10 protein-coding genes are annotated in these 20,336 nt (G+C 44.1%); 3 read left to right on the top strand and 7 right to left on the bottom strand.

What is annotated here, in order from left to right:
- Window positions 1–471, bottom strand: coding sequence for a peptidylprolyl isomerase (locus tag MHUN_RS06110; RefSeq protein ID WP_011448191.1), 471 nt, complete (start codon window positions 469–471; stop codon window positions 1–3).
- 246 nt (window positions 472–717) lie between these two features.
- Here MHUN_RS06110 and MHUN_RS18180 point away from each other — a divergent pair, with 246 nt between their 5' ends.
- Window positions 718–3,753 carry a PKD domain-containing protein gene (locus MHUN_RS18180; RefSeq protein WP_011448190.1) on the top strand — a complete coding sequence of 1,012 codons (3,036 nt, stop codon included), beginning with the start codon at window positions 718–720 and terminating at the stop codon, window positions 3,751–3,753.
- Window positions 3,754–4,015: 262 nt separating this feature from the next.
- On the top strand, window positions 4,016–7,585 hold the full coding sequence (locus MHUN_RS17295; RefSeq protein ID WP_011448189.1) for a PKD domain-containing protein: 3,570 nt from the start codon (window positions 4,016–4,018) through the stop codon (window positions 7,583–7,585).
- Window positions 7,586–7,599: 14 nt separating this feature from the next.
- Here the strand turns inward: MHUN_RS17295 and uvrB are convergent, their stop codons facing one another.
- From uvrB to MHUN_RS06080, 4 genes are all read right to left on the bottom strand, one after another.
- On the bottom strand, window positions 7,600–9,528 hold the full coding sequence (gene uvrB, locus MHUN_RS06095) for an excinuclease ABC subunit UvrB (RefSeq protein ID WP_011448188.1): 1,929 nt from the start codon (window positions 9,526–9,528) through the stop codon (window positions 7,600–7,602).
- A complete protein-coding gene (gene uvrC / locus MHUN_RS06090; RefSeq protein ID WP_011448187.1) occupies window positions 9,525–11,087 on the bottom strand; it encodes an excinuclease ABC subunit UvrC in 1,563 nt (520 codons plus the stop codon). Before uvrC ends, uvrB begins: the two co-directional genes overlap by 4 nt.
- Before the next feature lies 1 nt (window position 11,088).
- The gene (gene uvrA, locus MHUN_RS06085; RefSeq protein WP_011448186.1) at window positions 11,089–13,950 is read right to left on the bottom strand and encodes an excinuclease ABC subunit UvrA; all 2,862 of its coding nucleotides are present in this window, start codon (window positions 13,948–13,950) and stop codon (window positions 11,089–11,091) included.
- Window positions 13,951–14,162: 212 nt separating this feature from the next.
- Entirely contained in the window at window positions 14,163–14,789 is a 627-nt protein-coding gene (locus tag MHUN_RS06080; protein ID WP_011448185.1) for a hypothetical protein, read from the bottom strand.
- Between the two features lie 92 nt (window positions 14,790–14,881).
- Between MHUN_RS06080 and MHUN_RS06075 the strand changes: the two genes are divergently transcribed.
- Window positions 14,882–16,507 (top strand): putative manganese-dependent inorganic diphosphatase, encoded by a 1,626-nt coding sequence (locus MHUN_RS06075; protein WP_011448184.1) that lies wholly within the window; start codon window positions 14,882–14,884, stop codon window positions 16,505–16,507.
- A 3-nt stretch (window positions 16,508–16,510) separates the two neighbouring features.
- On the opposite strand, the gene MHUN_RS06070 is transcribed toward MHUN_RS06075, so the two are convergent.
- Window positions 16,511–17,863 (bottom strand): cobyrinate a,c-diamide synthase, encoded by a 1,353-nt coding sequence (locus tag MHUN_RS06070; protein WP_011448183.1) that lies wholly within the window; start codon window positions 17,861–17,863, stop codon window positions 16,511–16,513.
- Window positions 17,864–17,870: 7 nt separating this feature from the next.
- Entirely contained in the window at window positions 17,871–20,327 is a 2,457-nt protein-coding gene (locus MHUN_RS06065) for a DNA-directed DNA polymerase (RefSeq protein WP_011448182.1), read from the bottom strand.
- Window positions 20,328–20,336: the final 9 nt, after the last annotated feature.

Here is a 20,336-nt window from a genome sequence, read left to right as displayed (position 1 = left end):
TCAGACAATAACTGCTTTCAGGATGACAACATCTTCTTTTGGTCTGTCAAACCTGTCTCTTTTTACTTTTGATATTGCATCAACAATGTCCATGCCTTCAATTACCTTTCCGAATACCGGGTGTTTTGGATCAAGGTAGTTATTGTTGACAACATTAATGAAGAACTGACTGCCGCCGGTGTTCGGGCCACAGTTTGCCATAGAGAGGGTGCCGCGATCATTCCGGTTGTTCTTCCCAAACTCATCTTTGATAGTGTAGCCAGGGCCTCCGGTTCCTTTCCCTTCTGGACATCCTGCCTGGATCATGAATCCGTCAATCACACGGTGAAAGATGATCCCATCATAAAATCCTTTTTCGACGAGTTTTTTGAAATTTCCTGCGGTAATGGGTTTATCTTCATAGAGTTCGATGAGAATATCTCCCATGGATGTTGTCATTTTCACCCGTACTGGCTCTGCCATACGGTACATATGGAATGTTTTTGTTGAAAATTACTTCCCTGCTTCAGGTGGTTTGTGGTTTGTTTTATATGATCAATTAGGGGTAAGGAGAGGGATGAACCGAAAAAATATGAATATATTTATAATATCTGAAGAATATGATCTTCTATATATCAAGAGCTGGTTCTGGTTACTGAGTTTCAGGTCTGAAATGACGTCAGGTGTTGATCTGAAAACTCAAAGGGACTGGCATCCACGTGGGGAGTGTTATAAGTCATGCATGAACGACCGTTATACTATGTATTTGCCCTGTTTGTGGCATTATTGATGGTAAACCTGGTGAGCCCGGTTTTTGGGGATGGAGAAGTTAATGTTGAAGGGATAGTGACCTTTGATGTTTCAGCGAATGCATCTTTTATTGATGTGTCAAATCCCCCTGTAAGTGTTAATTATACAGCGATTATTTCACCTGAATCTTCTCATATTGCTGATTGGTATCAGTGGAGTATTAAAGAGAGGTATGCTACTACTAATTTTTTGGAAGTCATAACAACTTCACCTATTAATTGGATTGTCTGCAATTTTACTAATGTAGGACAATATGATCTAAAATGCAATGCATATAACAATTCAAATCCTCAGGCATTTAATCCTGTCAATAAAACCTTTGGGTTTGTAACGGCCTATTTACCTGTATCAGCTAATTTCACGAATACATCTACCACAGGCGTTCTACCTCTATGTGTCACCTTTACAGATAACTCGACTGGGGGGCCAACAGATCGTGCATGGCAATTAAATGACGGTTTAGGGAATCAAACAATCAATCCTGCAACTACGTGTTATTCAACAAATGGGACAAAAGTAATTAATTATACGGTCTGGAACAGGTCATATGATTCTCCCTTTTACCCGGATGGTGGATTACGTGTAAACAGTTCGATTTCGCGTTCGATTTATATCGATAGTAGAGATGATATTTCGACAATTTTCACGACGAATATAAGTTCATTTACCGAACAGGCAAAAGGTCAGGTTCCATTATGTTTACAATTCTTTAATAATTCAACATCTGATTATCGTGATACTCTACACTTTAATTGGACTTTTGGTGATGGAAATACGAGTACAACAGAACATCCAATTCATACCTATTACACCCCTGGCCTGTATCCGGTTTCATTAAATGTAAGTGGAAATTGGTCATCTAATCTGACAACCCGGACAAATTATGTTAATGCATATCTTCCAATATCTGCAAATTTCTCTTCAAATCCAATAACTACATGTTTACAGCCCGTATTTCCAGTAACATATTCATTCACCACAAATGCGACCCAGGTAGGTTACAGTAATCCGGATCGATATAATTGGAGTTTTGACGATGGGTCATCAAATATTACAACACGTGATGCAACTCATATTTTCAATTTGCCGGGTTTGTATAATGTGACTCTAACTACGCTCAACACAACTCATGATATAAATCAATCAGAACGAAAACAAATTCATGTAACTGGGTTATATGCAAATTTCACATCTGATAAACTAGTGGGGTACCAAAACACAACCGGTGAATCAATTCCAGTAAATTTCACATCAAATTCAACCGATGTATTTGGTGCAACGTATTACCACTGGGACTTTGGTAATGGTGGCAGTTCAATCCAGCCAAATGCAAAGACAACCTACAATAGTCCTGGTAATTATACGGTTAATTTTACCGTAGGGAATAGTTGTAATCAATATAATTCAACACAAAAAATTATTACAATAATTGAAAGACCAATTGCAAATTTTGATTATTCACCAAAATATGGAACCTTCCCATTACAAGTCCAATTTACCGATCTTACGACCGATTCTCCTGACCAGTATGAATGGAATTTTGGTGATGGATCATCAACAGTGACTGATAAAAACCCTGTTCATACCTTTAACAATCCTGGAACATATCTAATTACTCAGGTTGTAAGAAACACTACAGTGTATCCAATCTGGACGAATACTCTAACAAAGAACATTATACTATCTGAAGGGTTTAATGTTTCTTTTAGTACAAACAAATCCAGGGGAGTGTCTCCGTTCACAGTTCAATTCACTGATTTATCACAACCTTCAGCCTGGATTACGAACTGGTCATGGAACTTTGGTGATAATACACCCGTAAGTACTCAGAAAAATCCTATTCACACCTTTTATGGGGCTAATAATTATACAATTAACCTTACAGTCTGGAATACAACAACTGGGGCAAGAGGTTCAGCAGAAAACACTATTGAGGTTGTAGAACCAATTTACCCTGACTTTATGCCAAACAGGACTGCTAGAATGAATATTTATGAGGGTGTCCAATTTACTGATCTTTCTATGGGTAATGTGTCTGATTGGTTCTGGGACTTTGGTGATGGGAACACCTCTGATCAGCAGAATCCTGTAAATATTTTCCCTGAATTTAAAGAGTACCTGGTGAACCTCACGGTTTACAACTGGTACTATGAAGATATTCAAAGTGTTAACTATACGCTAAATGTTACTGAGATGCGGGCACCGGTGGCAGATTTCTGTGCTGATCCAACAACGGTTAATACACAGGATTATGTTTACTTTACCTCTCATGTTCAGGGACCTGACATTTCGTCATATTTCTGGGACTTTGGTGATGGTCAGACTTCGAATGGCACAAATCCATCTCATCAGTATCAGTTACCAGGAAAATACACTGTGTCTTTAAAAGTAACAAATCCATTTGGAGAAGATACTGCTGTAAAAACTGATTATATTAGTGTCAGAGGGTTGATACCCAGTTTCATCTCTATTCCATCCGGATGGGCAGTTGTTAATACTCCAGTCACTTTTATTGACACTTCAAAAGGCAGTCCCGTACAATGGCATTGGAACTTTGGTGATGGTACACTTGAAAATTTACCGACGAATATGACAACTCATACATATCAGGATATTGGAACTTTTACGGTAAATCTCACTGTGACTAACTGGCAACCAGTAACTGCATCGACCTCACAACAGATTACCATCGTTAATAAAACCGTCCCGCAGGGTGTTGATTTCGAAGTTCCTGAATTACAATACAGTGGCAAAGCTCCATTTGACGTTCAGTTTGAAGACAAGACTCCGGCCCAGTCAAATGTTATCGAATGGTTCTGGGAATTCGGAGATGGCACGAACTCATTTGAGCAGGCACCAACTCACCGGTACGAGAAACCCGGACAATATACAGTCACTCTCACCGTGCGCAATGAAAATGGAACGAATGAGAAACGTCGTGTTGCATACGTCGTCGTTTTATAATCGTCCAAACTCTATCTTTTTTAAAATAATTTAATAAATCTGTTTTTTTATACTTCGTCGGTAATATTTTTTCAATTGAGAAATGAGTTTTTATTCCCGAGGCGAATGAAAAATTGAATGTATATAGGACGTATTTCCATACCTATATATATGATGAACAATATAACCCTGATTAATTCCTGTTGCGAGGTGCACCCGTATGGGGAATGCGTTTTAAAAAAACAGGGCATTCACGTATGGAAGGGAAGGGGACGATCAAATTATGGGAAAGGTTCAGATAATTCCGTTCATTGCAGTGGCATGTATATTCATGCTTCTCGTGACCGGATCTATGGCCGCTCCATCAAAGGGGGTTATCTATGTTGATTCTCATCCGGATGGGGCTGAGATTTATCTCACCAATACTTCAGTATCGCCTGATAATCTGACAGTTCACGATACTGCTGGTATTACACCGCGGGAGTTTTTTGTTGACCCAGGGACCTACCGGCTGTTTCTGAAGAAATATGGGTATATTACCTGGTGGAATGAATCATTCACTGTTACTCCGGGATCCTATCAGGATTTCAATGTAACACTTACTGAAACCAATCCACAATACGGGGCAATACATATTGACACCCATCCACCAGGGGCAAATCTTGTTCTTCAGCGGTTTATTCCAAATGTTACCAGTGTGATATACAGTTCCACACCGGCATCGGTTGAGTCTCTTCCACCTGGAACTTATAATTATACGGTGACAAAGGATGGGTACTATCCATATTCGAATACAACTGAAGTCACAGCTGGTGATGTGACTGAAATTTATGTCCCTCTCGTACCGATTCCAGACTCTGGAATTGTAACGTTTAAGAGTGAGCCTAACAGTGCAAGGGTCATTATTGCCGGCGGTAATTTCTCTGATATGGAAGCAGGTCTTGAAACCGAGATCGAGGAATATCTTGAATCATATGAAGGGACTGCTGATGAGGCTTCTGTACAAATCAAGAGTATGGTCGGGGCAGAGACCATTCCGCCAATAAAATTTGTTGCAGGTCTTGTGGGAACCACTCCATTTGAAATGGAGCTTCATGAGGGTGAATATCTGTATAAATACTTCCTTGATGGGTACTCCATGAAAGAGGAGGTTGGTTTCTTCAATATCTCGGTAGGCGAGAAAAAAACCGTAGTGGAGACGTTAATCCCAGACCAGGAATTTGTTCAGGTATACTTTGAGACAAACGTGGATGATGAGGGGGGAGCAAATGTTCGTGTCGATGGTGAACTGGTTAACACCACTCCATGCTGGGTATACCTCCCGTCACAGCAGATCGTGAATGTTTCCTTTGATCAGATGCCTCTGTATGCAGCAAAGAATGTTACTGTTGATACAACTCTGTTTGAAGGCAGACCTTCAAAATGGGGAGATATCATTCAGCTTGAGCTGATGACATACTATCTTACTGCAACAGCTGATGCTCATAGTACAATCACTCCCTCTGGTGTTATTGCGGTAAAAGCAGGAAATACTCAGCCATTTAATCTGACTGGAGAAAAGCCGGCATGGCTGGTTGGAAATCTTACGGTCGTAAGAGATGGCTATGACCCGATCACCTATCCATACAGTCAGTATGAGGTAGAGTATCTGCATTCCAAAGTGTTAGAGAATGCAACGCTTACCGTTACATCTGAAAAGAAGAAAGTTGCGGTAAATGCAACTGCAGGAAAAGGAGGATCCGTAAACTATCCGGGCATTACTCTGTATGAATTTGAAACTCCAAGTTACCAGTATAATTTCACTGCAGATGAGGGCTATGTGTTTAAAGAACTCTGGGTCGACGGGGAGAAAAAATACAATGATAAATGGGATTTCCCTGCATCACAGATGATCCATAACCATACTCTGCTTGGTCTCTTCAGACCTACCCACGTCCTTATTACACCGGTTGCAACAACCGGGGGTAGTATTCTTGATGGAGCATCAGAGGCAACACCATACTGGATAGAATACCTTGGATGTTCACATCAGCATGAAGTAGTTGCAGATCCGGGGTATCGGTTTACTCATGCAAACTTTACTTCTACCGATGCAGAAGAGATCCTCTCGTCTGAATCAGACAAGATTTATATCGGTTCGGTCTGTGACATTGACAAAAACACTACCATTACAGCACACTTTGAACCATTGAACTACAGTGTGAACTCGCGATCTGAAGATGAGACAAAAGGAATAATTGTTCCTGCCCTGTCTAATTACACTGCCGGATATGGAGAGGAACTTTCTTTTACTTCCAATCCGTTTGCAGGATATCAATTATCAGATATCACTGATAATGGAATTTCAAAAGGAGCGGTGAACCCGTACAATATAACTGTCACAGAGGATCACGATATTGTTGCACATTTTCAGTCTGACGTCCTGACCATCGAGGCGGTCGCTGGTGAGGGCGGTATAATTGAGCCTGAAGGCATCGTGAATGTCACCTTTGGCGATAGCCAGTGCTTCAACATCACCGCACATACGAACTACTATATCTCATCAGTAGTAATAGACGGGGAGGATACCGGAAACCAGACCAGTCCCTATCAGTACTGCTTTAACAATGTAACCAAGGACCACAACATCTCTGCATACTTTACACAGTATGCATATACCATCACACCGTCTGCAGGGGTAGGGGGCACTATTGATCCATCCACTCCGCAGGTGGTTCCAATTGGCGATTCAGCTACCTTCACCATTACTCCGAACGGATGTTACACCATCAAGGATGTTTTGGTAGATGGTGAGAGTCAGGGTGCAATTTCTACCTATACCTTTGAAAATGTGACTGAGGATCATACCATTCATGCAGATTTCCAAATAAAAACCTATGAGATTCTGGTGAATCAGAGTGAAGGCGGAGTGATTGATCCTGCCGGTGATGATGGAATTGTTACGGTCAATTGTGGCAGCACTCAGTGCTTTAACATCACACCTGATGAAGGAAATGTTGTCTATGATGTGATTGTTGACAACAGTTCAGTCGGAGTGTATGATCAGTACTGCTTTACTAACATTACTGATAATCACACGATAGAGGCAGTATTTGTCATTCCACCTGAACCTGACTTTGAAGCTGACCGGACCCGTGTTCCTCCAAAGTATCCCGTAACTTTCAAGGACTTTACCAGAAATAATCCAACAGACTGGCTCTGGGACTTTGGCGATGGTGAAATTACCACCACACGTGAACCTGTGCATTATTTCGCAGAGGTTGGCAATTACACCGTTACGCTGACCGCTTACAATGCCGCTGCCAAGGATGGAGTGAATAAGACGAAAGAGCATTACATCGAGGTCACTACAAACCCGATAGCCGGATTTACAGCAAAATCCAAGGGAGGTATCGTACCACCGGGTGTTGAGATCGAGTTTATCGATACCTCATTGAATACCAATGGAGTAGCGTATGGATGGATCTTTGGAGATGGTCCGAAAGGAGCGATTTCTAAGAATGCAACCCATGTATACAACGCACCGGGTGTTTATCAGGTAACTCACCAGGTTGAAAAACCGTTTATCGCTAAGGACTATGCATATGAGACCATAACTATATTGCAAAAACCAGAGGCTGACTTTATCGCTCATCCGGTTTCAGGAAAACCACCTCTCACGGTCCAGTTCGAGGATCGCTCACTGGGATTCCCGACCTCATGGCTCTGGGACTTTGGTGACTCAGTTAAGTCATATGATCAGAACCCGGTCCATATATACTCAGAATCTGGAAATTACACCGTGAGCCTGAGTGTCTTTAGTGATGAAGGAAGTTCGGTAAAAACAAAAGACGGATTTATTACCGTCCAGTAATTTTTTTATCGTCCCTATTCCATTTCTTTTCTAAGAGCAGTTAATTGGTCCCTCAGTCGTATTGCTTCTTCAAAATCAAGTCTCTGGGCTGCAGATCTCATCTGCGACTCCAGATTGATTATGAGATTTGGCAGGGCTGATTTTGGAACCTTCTTCTTCTTTCCGAGATCAATCTCCTGATCACGAACCGGCTTTTGAATGGTCTTCGGGGTTATTCCATGAGATGTATTATATTCAATCTGAAGTGCCCGTCTCCGCTCAGTCTCATCTATTGCCTTTTGCATGGATCCGGTAACCGTATCGGCATACAGGACAACAAAAGCATCGGAGTTTCGTGCCGCACGCCCGATAATCTGGATGAGACTACGCGCATCTCGTAAAAACCCTTCCTTGTCAGCATCAAGAATTCCGATAAATCCGACTTCTGGAATATCAAGCCCCTCACGAAGTAGATTAATTCCGACCAGAACATCAAAGCTGCCGAGCCTGAGTTCTCGTATGATCTCTGTTCGTTCCAGGGTATCAATATCAGAATGGAGATACCGGGTCTTTACTCCATGTGACAGGAGATATTCGGTTAGTTCCTCTGCAAGCCGCTTTGTCAGGGTTGTTATCAGGATACGATCTCCTCGTTCGATAGTCCTTTGGATCTCGAATTTAATATTCTCCATCTGTCCCTGAATTGGTCTGACTTCTACAACCGGATCAACCAGTCCGGTTGGCCTGATAATCTGTTCGACTACCTGTGTTGAATGATCAAGTTCATAATCACCAGGCGTTGCAGATACACAGATGACATTCTTCAGGTATTGTTCAAACTCGAAAAACCTAAGTGGCCGGTTATCAAATGCAGATGGGAGCCTGAATCCATACTCTACAAGAGGAGTCTTTCTTGACCGATCACCGTGAAACATGGCCCTGACCTGGGGAAGTGTCTGGTGACTCTCATCAATGAATATTAAAAACCGTTCCGGGAAATAATCCAAAAGACAATATGGTTTCTCTCCGGGTTTTCTCCCGTCAAAGAAACGAGAATAATTTTCAATTCCTTTGCATGATCCTGTCTCACGGATCATCTCGATATCATACATGGTCCGCTGACGGAGCCGGTGTGATTCAAGCATCCCCAGATGGGGAAGTCTCTCATTCAATTCCTTTTCTATCTCAAGAAGTGCCTTCTCCTTTTGCGATTCATCAATGACATAGTGACTGGCAGGATAGACATAGACATGTCTCAATCGCTCGACCGGGTTTCCGGTGGTTCTGTTTATTTCGGTGATTCGTTCTACTTCGTCTCCAAAGAGTTCAATCCTGATGATGTTATTGTAATAACTGGGGACAAGGTCGATAATGTCCCCTTTTACTCTGAACCTTCCCGGGATGATCTCTATCTCATTTCGTTCGTACAGATTGTCAACGAGGCGGCTGATAATCTCCCGCCTGCTAATTTTCTGGCCTACACCAAGATCAAAACCCATTCGTTTATAGGTATCTGGCCGCCCAAGACCGTAGATACAGGATACTGATGCGATAACAATCACATCATTCCGGCTCAGAAGAGATGCAGTCGCTGAGAGCCGCATCATCTCTATCTTTGGATTTATCTGGGCATCCTTCTCAATATACTGGTCTTTCTTGGGTATGTATGACTCAGGCTGGTAATAATCATAGTAGGAAACAAAATATTCTACACGGTTATTCGGAAAAAAATCCCGAAATTCGTGGTACAACTGGGCTGCCAGTGTTTTATTATGAGCGATGACAAGGGTAGGGATTTGGAGTTGTTCGATGACATTTGCCATCGTGAATGTCTTCCCAGACCCGGTTACTCCAAGTAAGGTCTGAAATGAGGATCCAGATTTAAAACCTTCTACCAGCTGTCTGATGGCATCCGGTTGGGAACCGGTAGGTTTAAAATTTGAAACCAGTTGAAATTCTGTCATTCCTTTATACTCTTTTGTCTGAGTTTTTTCTGGTAGGTAATCGCAAACCGGTGTGCCTCATCCCTGATCTCCTGGATGAGGAGTGATGCAGGGCTTTTCTTTTGTATCGAAAGGGGAGTATTTCTTCCTGGAATATAGATCTCCTCTTCACGTTTTGCTATGGATATGATGGGTATGGGAAGGGAGAGTTCTTCAAGGATGGCATGTGCAGATTTTAATTGTCCCGGTCCCCCGTCTACAACAATGAGATCAGGCATCGGGCTCTTCTCACGAAGGAGCCGGGAGTATCGCCGCTTCACCACTTCAGCCATGGCAGCATAATCATCAGAAGGACCAGCACTATTTATTTTATATCGTCGATAATTTCTTTTATCCGGTTTTCCATCCCTGAATGAGACCATGGATGCAACCGTTCCGGTACCCCGGAGATGGGAGATGTCAAAACATTCAATGACCTCCGGAGCTGTATCCATGTGCAACGCTTCGCCCAGTTCTGCAAGTCTCATCTTCCCGGTGAAGAAGGAGACTTCCAGGTTTTTATAGGCAAGATCCAGAAGATGTTTTTTTTCCCCCTGTTTCGGGATAGTAAGAGTAACATGGCTTCCCCTGATGTGTGTCAGATATTCCTCCATCCCTGATCCGGGAAGTGAGGGGAGTATCAGTTCGTTGGGTGGTTTTGTTGATGAGTAATACTGGAGAATAAATTCATCAAGGAAATCTTCTGTTTCCGGGAAAACAAACTCTTCTTTACTGGTCAGTGATCCGCGTTCAACATGAAAGAGGATGAGGTATACGGTATCTCCGGATACGAGGTAATTGATGATATGTTCATCAGATTTTTTCTGCCGTTGAACATACTGTCGTTCTGAAAGATTCTCAATCGCAGCAATCCGGTCTCTGATAACAAGCGCTTTTTCATACTCTTCTGCAGCTGCAAAAGTTTCCATTTCTTTCCGGAGATCATAGATGAGATCCTGGCTCTTTCCTTTCAGGAGATAATCTGCACTCTTCACCAGGTATTGATATTCAGGTTCTGATATTTTTCCGGTACATGGGGCAGCACAGGTTCCAAGGTGAGAACGGAGACATGCCCGCTTTGTCATCTTTTTACAGGTCCGGAGGTGAAATGTCTGCTTGACAAATTTCAGAATCTGATCGCGTTCTGCGGCAGAGACAAATGGTCCGTATAACGTCCCGGTTTTCTTAACTGTTCTGTCCCTGGCAATACCGATTCGGGGAAAAGGATCATTTGATATCTGGATAAATGCGTAACTTTTCGCATCTTTCAGGTCGATGTTGTATTTCGGCTGGTATTTTTTTATCAGATTGTTTTCAAGAATGAGTGCTTCGACTTCAGATGAGGTGACGATAACATCGATGTCCCTGATGAGAGAGACAAGAATATCAATACGGGGCGTAATACTTTTTTTCTGAAAATAACTTGATACCCGTTTCTTCAGGTTCTTCGCTTTCCCGACGTACAGGATAGTCCCTGTCTCATCTTTAAATTGGTAACATCCCGGTTCTTCAGGGATGGTGGTAAGATCAATACTCACCATATCATCCACTTGTCTGCTCAGATTTTTTACGTGGGGTTCGTTTCTTCTTATCTGGAGGTGATGAAGGGAGGAGTTTGGCAAGGAACATGCCGGTATAACTGGCTGGGTTGCCTGCTACCTCTTCAGGTGTCCCGGTTGCGATGATCTCTCCACCGGCATCTCCCCCTTCAGGACCAAGATCGATGATATAATCTGCAGATTTGATAACATCGAGGTTATGTTCGATTACAATTACCGTGTTTCCTTTTGCAACCAGTTCTGAAAAGACCTGGATGAGTTTTCTGACATCATGGAAATGCAGGCCGGTTGTCGGTTCGTCAAGAAGATAGACCGTCTGCCCGGTTGCCCGTTTTGAAAGCTCCCTGGTAAGTTTGATACGCTGCGCCTCACCACCGGAGAGGGTTGTAGCACTCTGTCCAAGCTTGATGTATCCCAGTCCTACGTCAATAAGAGTCTGCAATTTATTTCTGATCTTCGGGATGGCTGAGAAGAGTTCGATTGCCTCATCCACACTCATCGCCAGGACGTCGGCAATGGATTTGTCTTTATATTTGACCTCAAGGGTCTCCCGGTTATACCTGGTCCCTTTACACTCTTCACATTCAATATAGACATCAGGAAGAAAGTTCATCTCAATTTTTATGAGGCCGTCTCCCTGACATGCCTCACACCTGCCTCCCTTGACATTAAATGAGAATCGTCCGGATTTGTATCCCCTCATCTTTGCTTCTTTTGTCTCTGCAAAGATATTCCGAATCTCATCGAAGACCTTCGTATAGGTGGCCGGGTTTGACCGGGGAGTTCTCCCGATGGGTGACTGGTCGATGACAATAACCTTGTCGATGGGTTCATCACAGGTGACAGATGTATGTTTTCCTGCTTCAACTCTGGAATGATAGACCATCTTTTGCAGGGCCGGATAGAGCGTGTCATAAATGAGAGATGATTTCCCTGATCCGGATACACCGGTGATGAGGGTTAAGGTACCCATTGGTATTCGGGCGGTGATGTTCTTCAGGTTATTTTCCTGACACCCGGTGATGGATATATACCGATCATGAATCCTCCTCTTCTCCGGGATTTCGATCTGCATCCGTCCGGAGAGGTACGCACCGGTAAGTGACCGCTCATTCTGTTCGATCTCGTGGGGTGTCCCTTCGGCGATGATCTCACCACCATTAAGGCCGGCACCGGGCCCCATATCGATAACCCAGTCTGCCGCCCGTATGGTATCTTCATCATGTTCGACTACAATCAGAGTGTTTCCAAGATCGCGGAGTTGCCTGAGGGTGTCGATGAGCCGGTTATTATCCCGTTGATGCAGTCCGATGGATGGTTCATCAAGCACATAGAGCACCCCCATGAGGTTGGCACCAATCTGGGTAGCAAGACGTATCCGCTGTGCTTCACCACCAGAGAGTGTGCCTGCACTTCGTGAAAGAGTCAGGTATCCAAGACCAACCCGTTCGAGGAAGGTAAGTCTGGAAAGTATCTCTTTCAGTATCTGCCTGGCAATTTCTGTCTCTTTCTCTGACAGTTCCAGGTTGTTGAAGAATGCAATACTTGCAGTAATAGAGAGATCGGTCAGGTCGATGATGGATTTGTCTTTTATTCTGACCGCGAGAATTTTATCCTTCAGTCTTTTTCCCTTGCACGTCTGACAGGGAGTAATTTTCATGAACTTTTCAAGTTCACGTTTCCGGTATTCTGAATTGGTCTGACTGTACAGACGTTCTGCCTGGGGGAGCAGCCCTTCCCAGGTTCCCTTATGCGACCACTCTCCTTCACCCTGTTTGTAACTCATATGAAACGAGATCTTTTCATTGGAACCGTACATCAGAGCATTGTATTGTTTTTCGTTCAGATCTTTAATCGGGGTATTGACCGTAAAGCCAAAATGTTTTGCAACGGCTCCGACAAATTGGGACCGGTATCCATCAAGGAAATTCCGGTAGGTTGCGATTGCACCTTCGGCTATGGATTTTTCTTTTTCAGGGATAATGAGATCAGGATCAAAGTCCATTCTGATCCCAAGCCCCTTACAGTCCGGACAGGCACCAAATGGGCTGTTAAAGGAGAACATTCGTGGCTGGAGTTCTTCAAAGGTGATGCCACAGATCGGACAGGCCATTTTAGATGAATACGTCCGATCTTCCCCGTCTTCACAGGTGATGATGATAAGTCCCTCGGATCTGGCAGATGCCTGTTCACATGCCTCAACAAGCCGTGAGTGATCTGATACATCGAGCCGGTCGATAACGAGATCGATGTCATGCATCTTGTACCGTTCCAGGGTGATCTCATCATCCGTCCGGTATATCTCTCCATTCACCCTGACCCGTGCAAATCCTTCCTTATTCAGATCCTTGAAGAGCTGCTGGTATGTCCCCTTTTTTTTCCTGATAAGGGGTGCAAGGATGGTTATCTGCCCGGTGCATTCCTCTTCAATCCGTTCGGCTATACGCTCAGGTGACTGTCCCATGATGGGAAGGTTATGTTCAGGACAATAGGGGATACCAATCCGTGCGTAGAGTAACCGCAGATAGTCATAGATCTCGGTTACCGTTCCGACCGTTGACCGGGGATTTTTCGAGGTTGATTTCTGTTCAATTGATATGGCCGGTGACAATCCTTCAATTGCTTCCACATCCGGCTTATTCATGAGGCCTAGGAACTGGCGGGCATATGAGGAGAGTGATTCAACATACCGCCGTTGTCCTTCAGCATAGAGGGTGTCAAATGCGAGGGTTGATTTTCCTGAACCGGATAATCCAGTGATGACGATAAACTGGTCACGGGGAATAGTGACAGAGATGTTCTTCAGGTTATGTTCCCTGGCACCTTTGATGATGATATTTTTCATGATTCGAGTAAATTAGGAGAAATTTTAGTATACCGTTCAATGAGAGAATGACCTGAAATGCTTGAGTGTGATCGCATATATGTTACCATTCGATCACTCAAATGGCTTACCTGTCTTTCTGATGGAAAGAGCAACCAAATATAAATCCAGGTTAGATTCAGGTGAAGAAGTACCGTAAGGTTACTAAAAAAAAGAAAATTTGGTGCAGGATGTCATTTCTCTTTTGTAGTTCCCAATATCTCTTCTTTCAGATGACTAAACTCCTGCTTTGAAATATCTCCTTCTTTATACATCTTCACTATTTTATCTAGCTCCTGTATTCTTTCCTGAAGGTGTGCTTCTCGTGGATTTATGGACGTTTTTTCATCCTTTTTTGCCTCAATCTGGGGAGACATGACCATGAGCAGTGCTCCAAGGCCGATGAGAATCCAGGCAATAGGAATAGAGAGTTCGGTATTCTGCATCATCTGGGACATAACCGGGTCCATCTGTCCTCCCATTGATGGTGCAAGCCCTCCGGAGAGAAGCATCTGAACGGCATATCCAATTGTTGTTGCAGAATATGCATCATATGCTAAAAGAAGAAAAGCAAGCCCGCCGGTCAGGTATAAGAATTTTATTTTTTCGGCATATATCAGAAAGCCTGCTACAATCGCAAGAACGATATACAGATAGCCTGATGGTGTCGGGCAATAGAGGCATGTCACTCTCCCGATAATGGGAAGATCAACATACATCGTAATCCCACCAATCAAAAGGGCTATGGCACCGATATATCCGATAAGTTTCTGAATGACTCCTGTGGCCCTGGTAATATCAATCTCTTCATTCAGGTTCATGATTATGCCTTGTAAGGAATATTCATTCAGGGCAATTTAAAGGATCGGTAATTGATATCTAACGTTAGCACGCATCTCTCTACATATATTTTATGAGCCCTACGTATATTATCGGCCATCGGCAACCGGATACGGACAGCATTGCCAGTTCTGTTGCGTATGCGTCATTGCTCAATCAGATTCATTCAGGCACGTATGTAGCTGCACGATGCGGTGACCTGAATGCTGAAACTCAATACGCTCTCGATATTGCAGGAGTTGAGCCCCCGGTTCTTATTGAAAATGTTGAACCATCAGTCGGAGATATTCCGTTTTTGTATACACAAAAAGCACCCATGAATATTCCGGCAATCGATGTTGCATTGCTCATGGATGATTATGATATCAGGAACATTCCGATAGTTGATGATGAAAACCGGTTTTTAGGTCTGGTAAGTGAACACGGTCTGGCGCGAGCATATGTCAGTCCTCATGCAAGCCTTCCACTAAAAGTCGGGCCCATTACCCTTGAAGCACTTGCAAGAATCCTCAAGGCCGAGATAGTTCATGCAGCACATGACGAGATACATGGAAATGCCTCAATTGTTATAGATGCGCTTCATATCTCTCTTGCCAGACTAGGCCCTCATGATGTTGCCATCATTGGTGATAATGAACCTTCCCAGATTGCGCTTGTAGCAGAGGGGATTTGTGCACTCATCATTGCAGAAGGTGCACACCTGGGAGAACGCGTCAGGGAGAGCGCAAAAAAAATGGGAGTATCTCTTCTGAAAACATCTCTGGATGCGTTCAGTGTGGGAAGATTGCTCCATCTCTCCGGACCGGTTGAGACCATCATGGCAACTGATGCAGAAACTCTTCACAAAGATGATCTCCTCTCAACCGCTGCTCATATAGTCTCGAACTCACCATATCGTACTGCCTGCGTTACTGATGAAGATGGACATTTCATTGGTATGCTCTCCAGGAATTCTTTTCTTGAAGACGTTCATAAATCGGTTATCCTGGTTGATCACAATGAGTATACTCAGGCGGTTGAAGGTATAGAGACTGCAGAGATCATTGAGATAATTGATCATCACCGGCTTGGAACGATTGCAACCCTTCAGCCCATCAGGTTCAGGAATGAACCGGTGGGGTCGACCTCAACGATAATCGCCATGAGGTACCGGGAAGAACAGGTAGTCCCGGACAAAGCCATTGCAACCATGCTCCTTGCCGGTATCCTCTCAGACACTCTTGTTTTGAAGATGTCCACAACGACCGACCGTGACCGGGAAGCAGTTGCGTATCTCTCAGAGATTGCTCATATTGACCCTGAAGAATTTGGGACTGAGCTCATCAATAAGGGAATGAACCTTGATGGATTTCCAATTGAAGATCTGATTGTCCGGGATATCAAAGATTTCACTCTTCAGGATCGGACTGTATCGATTGCACAGATTATGACGGGATCTCGTGAATTTGCTGATTCGAACGCAAAAAATATCCAGAATGCTCTTACTCAGTACCAGACCAGCCACGGGTATGATATCAGCATTGTCCTGGTTACGGATGTCATCGGTCAGAGAAGTTTCCTCTTTGCTGCAGGTGATTATGGTCTCTTAACAAAACTCGGATATCATAATCAGCCGGTGATTCTTGAAGGGGTTATGTCCAGAAAAAAGGATTTCTTCCCTTCATTCGGGCAACGGTTCAGACAGGTAATGCAGAGTTGATCTCTAACTTTTTCTCCAGGCCATAGCTGCCTTTACTATCGCATCTGAAAACCGTTTTGAGAACCAGCTGTGGGTATAACAACCGACAGTTTCATGCACATACATCCCATCGTGTCCATTCTGGATTCCTTTCCCCCTGGTCAGACTGATAGCATATTGTGCATCTCTATCCGGGGTGACAAATGAGTAATGAAACTCATGTCCTCGTATCTCAATTCCCTCTGGCGTGAGTGATGTGCCACCTGTCGTTTTTCCTTCGCTATACCCTAATGCCTGAAATCGCTGTGCCATCTCCGCCTGGGCTGGAAGCACTCCGGCCCAGCGATATGTTCGCTCTCCGTCAAGTCCTTCAGTGAGGTACAAGAGCCCCCCACACTCTCCATAGACCGGAAGTCCGTTGTCACAGGCAACACGAATTTCCTCACGAGCCGGACCGGTTTCAAGCTGATCTGCATGAAGTTCCGGGTATCCTCCACCTAAATAGAGAGCATCCACATCAGGCAGATGTTCTTGCATCGGGCTGAAATATGTGAGTCTTGCACCTGAACATTCCAGCATTTCGAGGTTATGCTGATAGTAGAAACAAAATGCAGGATCCCGGGCAACTCCGATTATTACCTGGCCGGACGTTATATCCAGTTCTTTCGCCTGAGTGGTAAGCGGGGGAGCAGAGGATGCAAGTGCGATGATCTCAGGAATATTGCAGGAATCCTCAATGATGGATACTGGTTCTTCTGTCGTGGTTTCATCACCCATAACAAGACCCAGGTGACGGCTCCGGGTATGGAATGAAGGATCCTTGGGGACAAACCCAAATTGTGAAATCTTCGCTCCGGCTTTGAGCAGTTCGGCATGACGTGGACTACCGACCTTGTTGAGAATGACCCCTGCAAGTGTTGAATCCGGTTCATAATTCTGAAAGCCGGATGCAATGGCATGAACACTATGTGCCATACCATCCACCGGGATTACCAGGAGGAGGGGGGCTTTGAGGAGCTTTGCTATATGCGCAGTACTTCCGAATGTAGAGTCTAGTCCGTCATACATCCCCATGACCCCTTCTATGACTGCGATATCTGCACCAGCACATCCTGAGTAGAAAGATTCAATCACTCCGTCCTCCCCGGCCATTACGACATCGAGATTTCTCGAAACTCTGTCACAGATTCGGGTATGATGACTGGGATCGATAAAGTCAGGTCCGATTTTATACGGTTGTACAACAAGTCCGCGTTTTTTCAATGCTGCCATCAGGCCACGGGTGATTGTCGTCTTTCCACAACCGCTCTGGATTCCTGCGATAACAATACGGGGAATGTTAAACCGGATCTCCTCTCCATCCTGGTAATACTGCATAGTCCTCCTAAAAAAAATCAGAAAGGGTGGTCCGGGTTGGATCCACGTCTGACCAGCTCCATCCTATTGGTTCGAGAATCCGGGATATTGGTGACTTGATGGTCTTTTCCAGCATCAGTTCAAGGTCTGGGACAAAAGCATCAGGAACCTGATCGCCATATTCAAAACAGAGGACATCAGTCTTTGGATAGCCACCGTTCACGGATTTAATATAAATCCTCTTTGGTTTGCTCCCCTTGCCAAAGTTGGTTCCCAGGTAAGTATTCGAATATGTAGCCCCCCGGACATGCGCATCGTCCGTCCCGTAGTCTTTCAGTTCTTTGCCAAGACCTCCGGGAATTCCGATCTCATCAAGTGAATATCCTCCGGAACGGTATGTTTTGATGATATCTCCAAGGTATTTTTTAATCTCTGGTAAGTCTGCACCTTGCAATATCTTGTTCATGACCTCTTTCATGACTTTTCTGGTAAGGAGCGGGGAATCTGATCGTTTCGCTTCAAATCCGACCATATCTGTCTCATCAACAGACTTTCCTTCTTTCCAGATGAGATTGCCTGCATATCGCTTCTTCTTTCCTCCCTGGAAGAACCTGCGATAGACTTTTTCAAATTTTATTGAGAAATAATGTTTTTCTGCATGCAGAACTTCCCGGGCAAAGGTATTGTAACTCTCATTTAACACCGCTTCAATCTCCCTGGCTTTGGTGATCGTCTCTTCAAGAGATGTTGCCGGTATTTGGATCATGCAGGAGTCGGTATCGCCATATATGACACTATATCCCATATTTTCGATAGTGTTCCGGGTATGTTCGATGATCGCCCTGCCCACTGAAGTAACTGCAGATCCAATCTCCCGATCATAGAGCCTGAATCGTGAATACCCGCTCACTCCATAATACGTATTCATGATGACCTTGATAACATTCTGCTGCATGTCATAGAGCTGGTATTCCTGTGAGCCAAAGGGGTATTCATTCCTTTTGTTCTTCTTTAGATCCCGTTCCTGCAAAAGCTCACTGATGATACTCCGGGTAAGGCCATCAGGTTTTGAACGAAATTTAATTCCGTTTGGTGCGATGAGATCACCATTCGGGTCTTTTGTCTCAGGCGAGGCATTGATGGTCATCATCGCCATCGGATACAGGGATTTCAGATCAAGGACCACCACGTTCTCCCGTATACCTGAACTTGGTTCAAAAACCGTAGCACCTTCGAATTCATCTCCCGGGCTATAGCCTTTTGATGGCAGGATGAATTTTCCATGTGCTTTACGGAGAATATAGATGTCTATGACATTTGAGGAGTTTAATGTCCGGTCAAGAGGACATCCGACATATCGTGCAATCTCCTGGTAAAACTCAATAATGTTATTCTTCTGGTTAATTTTAACACAGAGCTCTACATCTTTGAAGTTGTATTCGACCAGTTCATGTGGAGCCTCATTCCACATCCGGGCTGTCATGCCTGGCTGGTAATGGAATGCTTTGACATCACCAACTTCACGCTCTCCGACAGCATCCAGACGATATGAGTCCAGTTTTGATGACTGCATCTTCTTATATCCGGCAAGCAGGTCAAAATCTACTCTCCCTCTGACTCCTGAACGCTCACTCATGCCAGGTAACCGGGCCATGCTGTCAGGGGGGAGATTCAGAGCACGGATTCTGCCAAAGATAAAAGGGAGATCAAAATCGGTAAAGTTCCAGCCGGAAAGGATATCCGGGTTGTTTTCTCTGATGTATGAGGAAAAACCTGTGAGAAGCGACTTTTCATCATCAAAAACTCTGATGGTATGAATATCACCACGAAAGCATCCGTTATGTAGCGTGTTTCTGCAGAGATTCTCTTCATTGATTGATCTTTCAGAATTCTGGAGAAGAAATGTTGTGTAGTGATCGGAAAATGAGTCCCAGGCAGTAATGCATATGATGCGATCACGATCAGGGTTTGGAAGACCTCCTTTATCGTCTTCACATTCGATATCAAGAAGGCAGTATCTGGTTGGTGCATGGACTTCCGCCGGTTTTACATCGGTATATGGGACGATGGATGCACCGGCCGGGACGGATATTCCTCCGGTAATTCCTGCATCAATAAGATAACGGGTAGCAAAAGGGATGTCTGCTTCAAAATGGGTGTAATTCCCTCTTACCTCTCTGACATCGGTGGGTCTTCGGGTGTAAAGTCTGCGCAGTTCTTCACCATGGATTGATGTGTATGGGGTAGGATCAATCTTGATAACCTGGTCAGGATGATTTCTAGTAACTTGCGATGCGAGGATGTATAAATATGGAAAAAATCCGGTAACCTGTATCTCCTTGAAATCCCCTGTTTCAGTACGACCGAATATATGTATGATGGGTCCGTCTGCTGCGGTTGAGTATTCAACCTGGCATATACTGAGTAATATCCTCTTATTCTGATCTTTTTCTGCCGGCGATTGTTGTTCACCCGGAGATATCATGTGCTGAGA

It is taken from the genome of Methanospirillum hungatei JF-1, assembly GCF_000013445.1.
Classification (GTDB): domain Archaea; phylum Halobacteriota; class Methanomicrobia; order Methanomicrobiales; family Methanospirillaceae; genus Methanospirillum; species Methanospirillum hungatei.
Note: the sequence above shows the minus strand (reverse complement) of the source record. Positions and strands in the feature narration are given on the sequence as shown.

Bases quoted from the DNA above. Each gene is read 5' to 3' on its own strand.
- MHUN_RS06110 (WP_011448191.1), bottom strand. From the start codon at position 471: ATGTACCGTATGGCAGAGCCAGTACGGGTGAAAATGACAACATCCATG.
- MHUN_RS18180 (WP_011448190.1), top strand. From the start codon at position 718: ATGCATGAACGACCGTTATACTATGTATTTGCCCTGTTTGTGGCATTA.
- MHUN_RS17295 (WP_011448189.1), top strand. From the start codon at position 4,016: ATGGGAAAGGTTCAGATAATTCCGTTCATTGCAGTGGCATGTATATTC.
- uvrB (WP_011448188.1), bottom strand. From the start codon at position 9,528: ATGACAGAATTTCAACTGGTTTCAAATTTTAAACCTACCGGTTCCCAA.
- uvrC (WP_011448187.1), bottom strand. From the start codon at position 11,087: ATGGTGAGTATTGATCTTACCACCATCCCTGAAGAACCGGGATGTTAC.
- uvrA (WP_011448186.1), bottom strand. From the start codon at position 13,950: ATGAAAAATATCATCATCAAAGGTGCCAGGGAACATAACCTGAAGAAC.
- MHUN_RS06080 (WP_011448185.1), bottom strand. From the start codon at position 14,789: ATGAACCTGAATGAAGAGATTGATATTACCAGGGCCACAGGAGTCATT.
- MHUN_RS06075 (WP_011448184.1), top strand. From the start codon at position 14,882: ATGAGCCCTACGTATATTATCGGCCATCGGCAACCGGATACGGACAGC.
- MHUN_RS06070 (WP_011448183.1), bottom strand. From the start codon at position 17,863: ATGCAGTATTACCAGGATGGAGAGGAGATCCGGTTTAACATTCCCCGT.
- MHUN_RS06065 (WP_011448182.1), bottom strand. From the start codon at position 20,327: ATGATATCTCCGGGTGAACAACAATCGCCGGCAGAAAAAGATCAGAAT.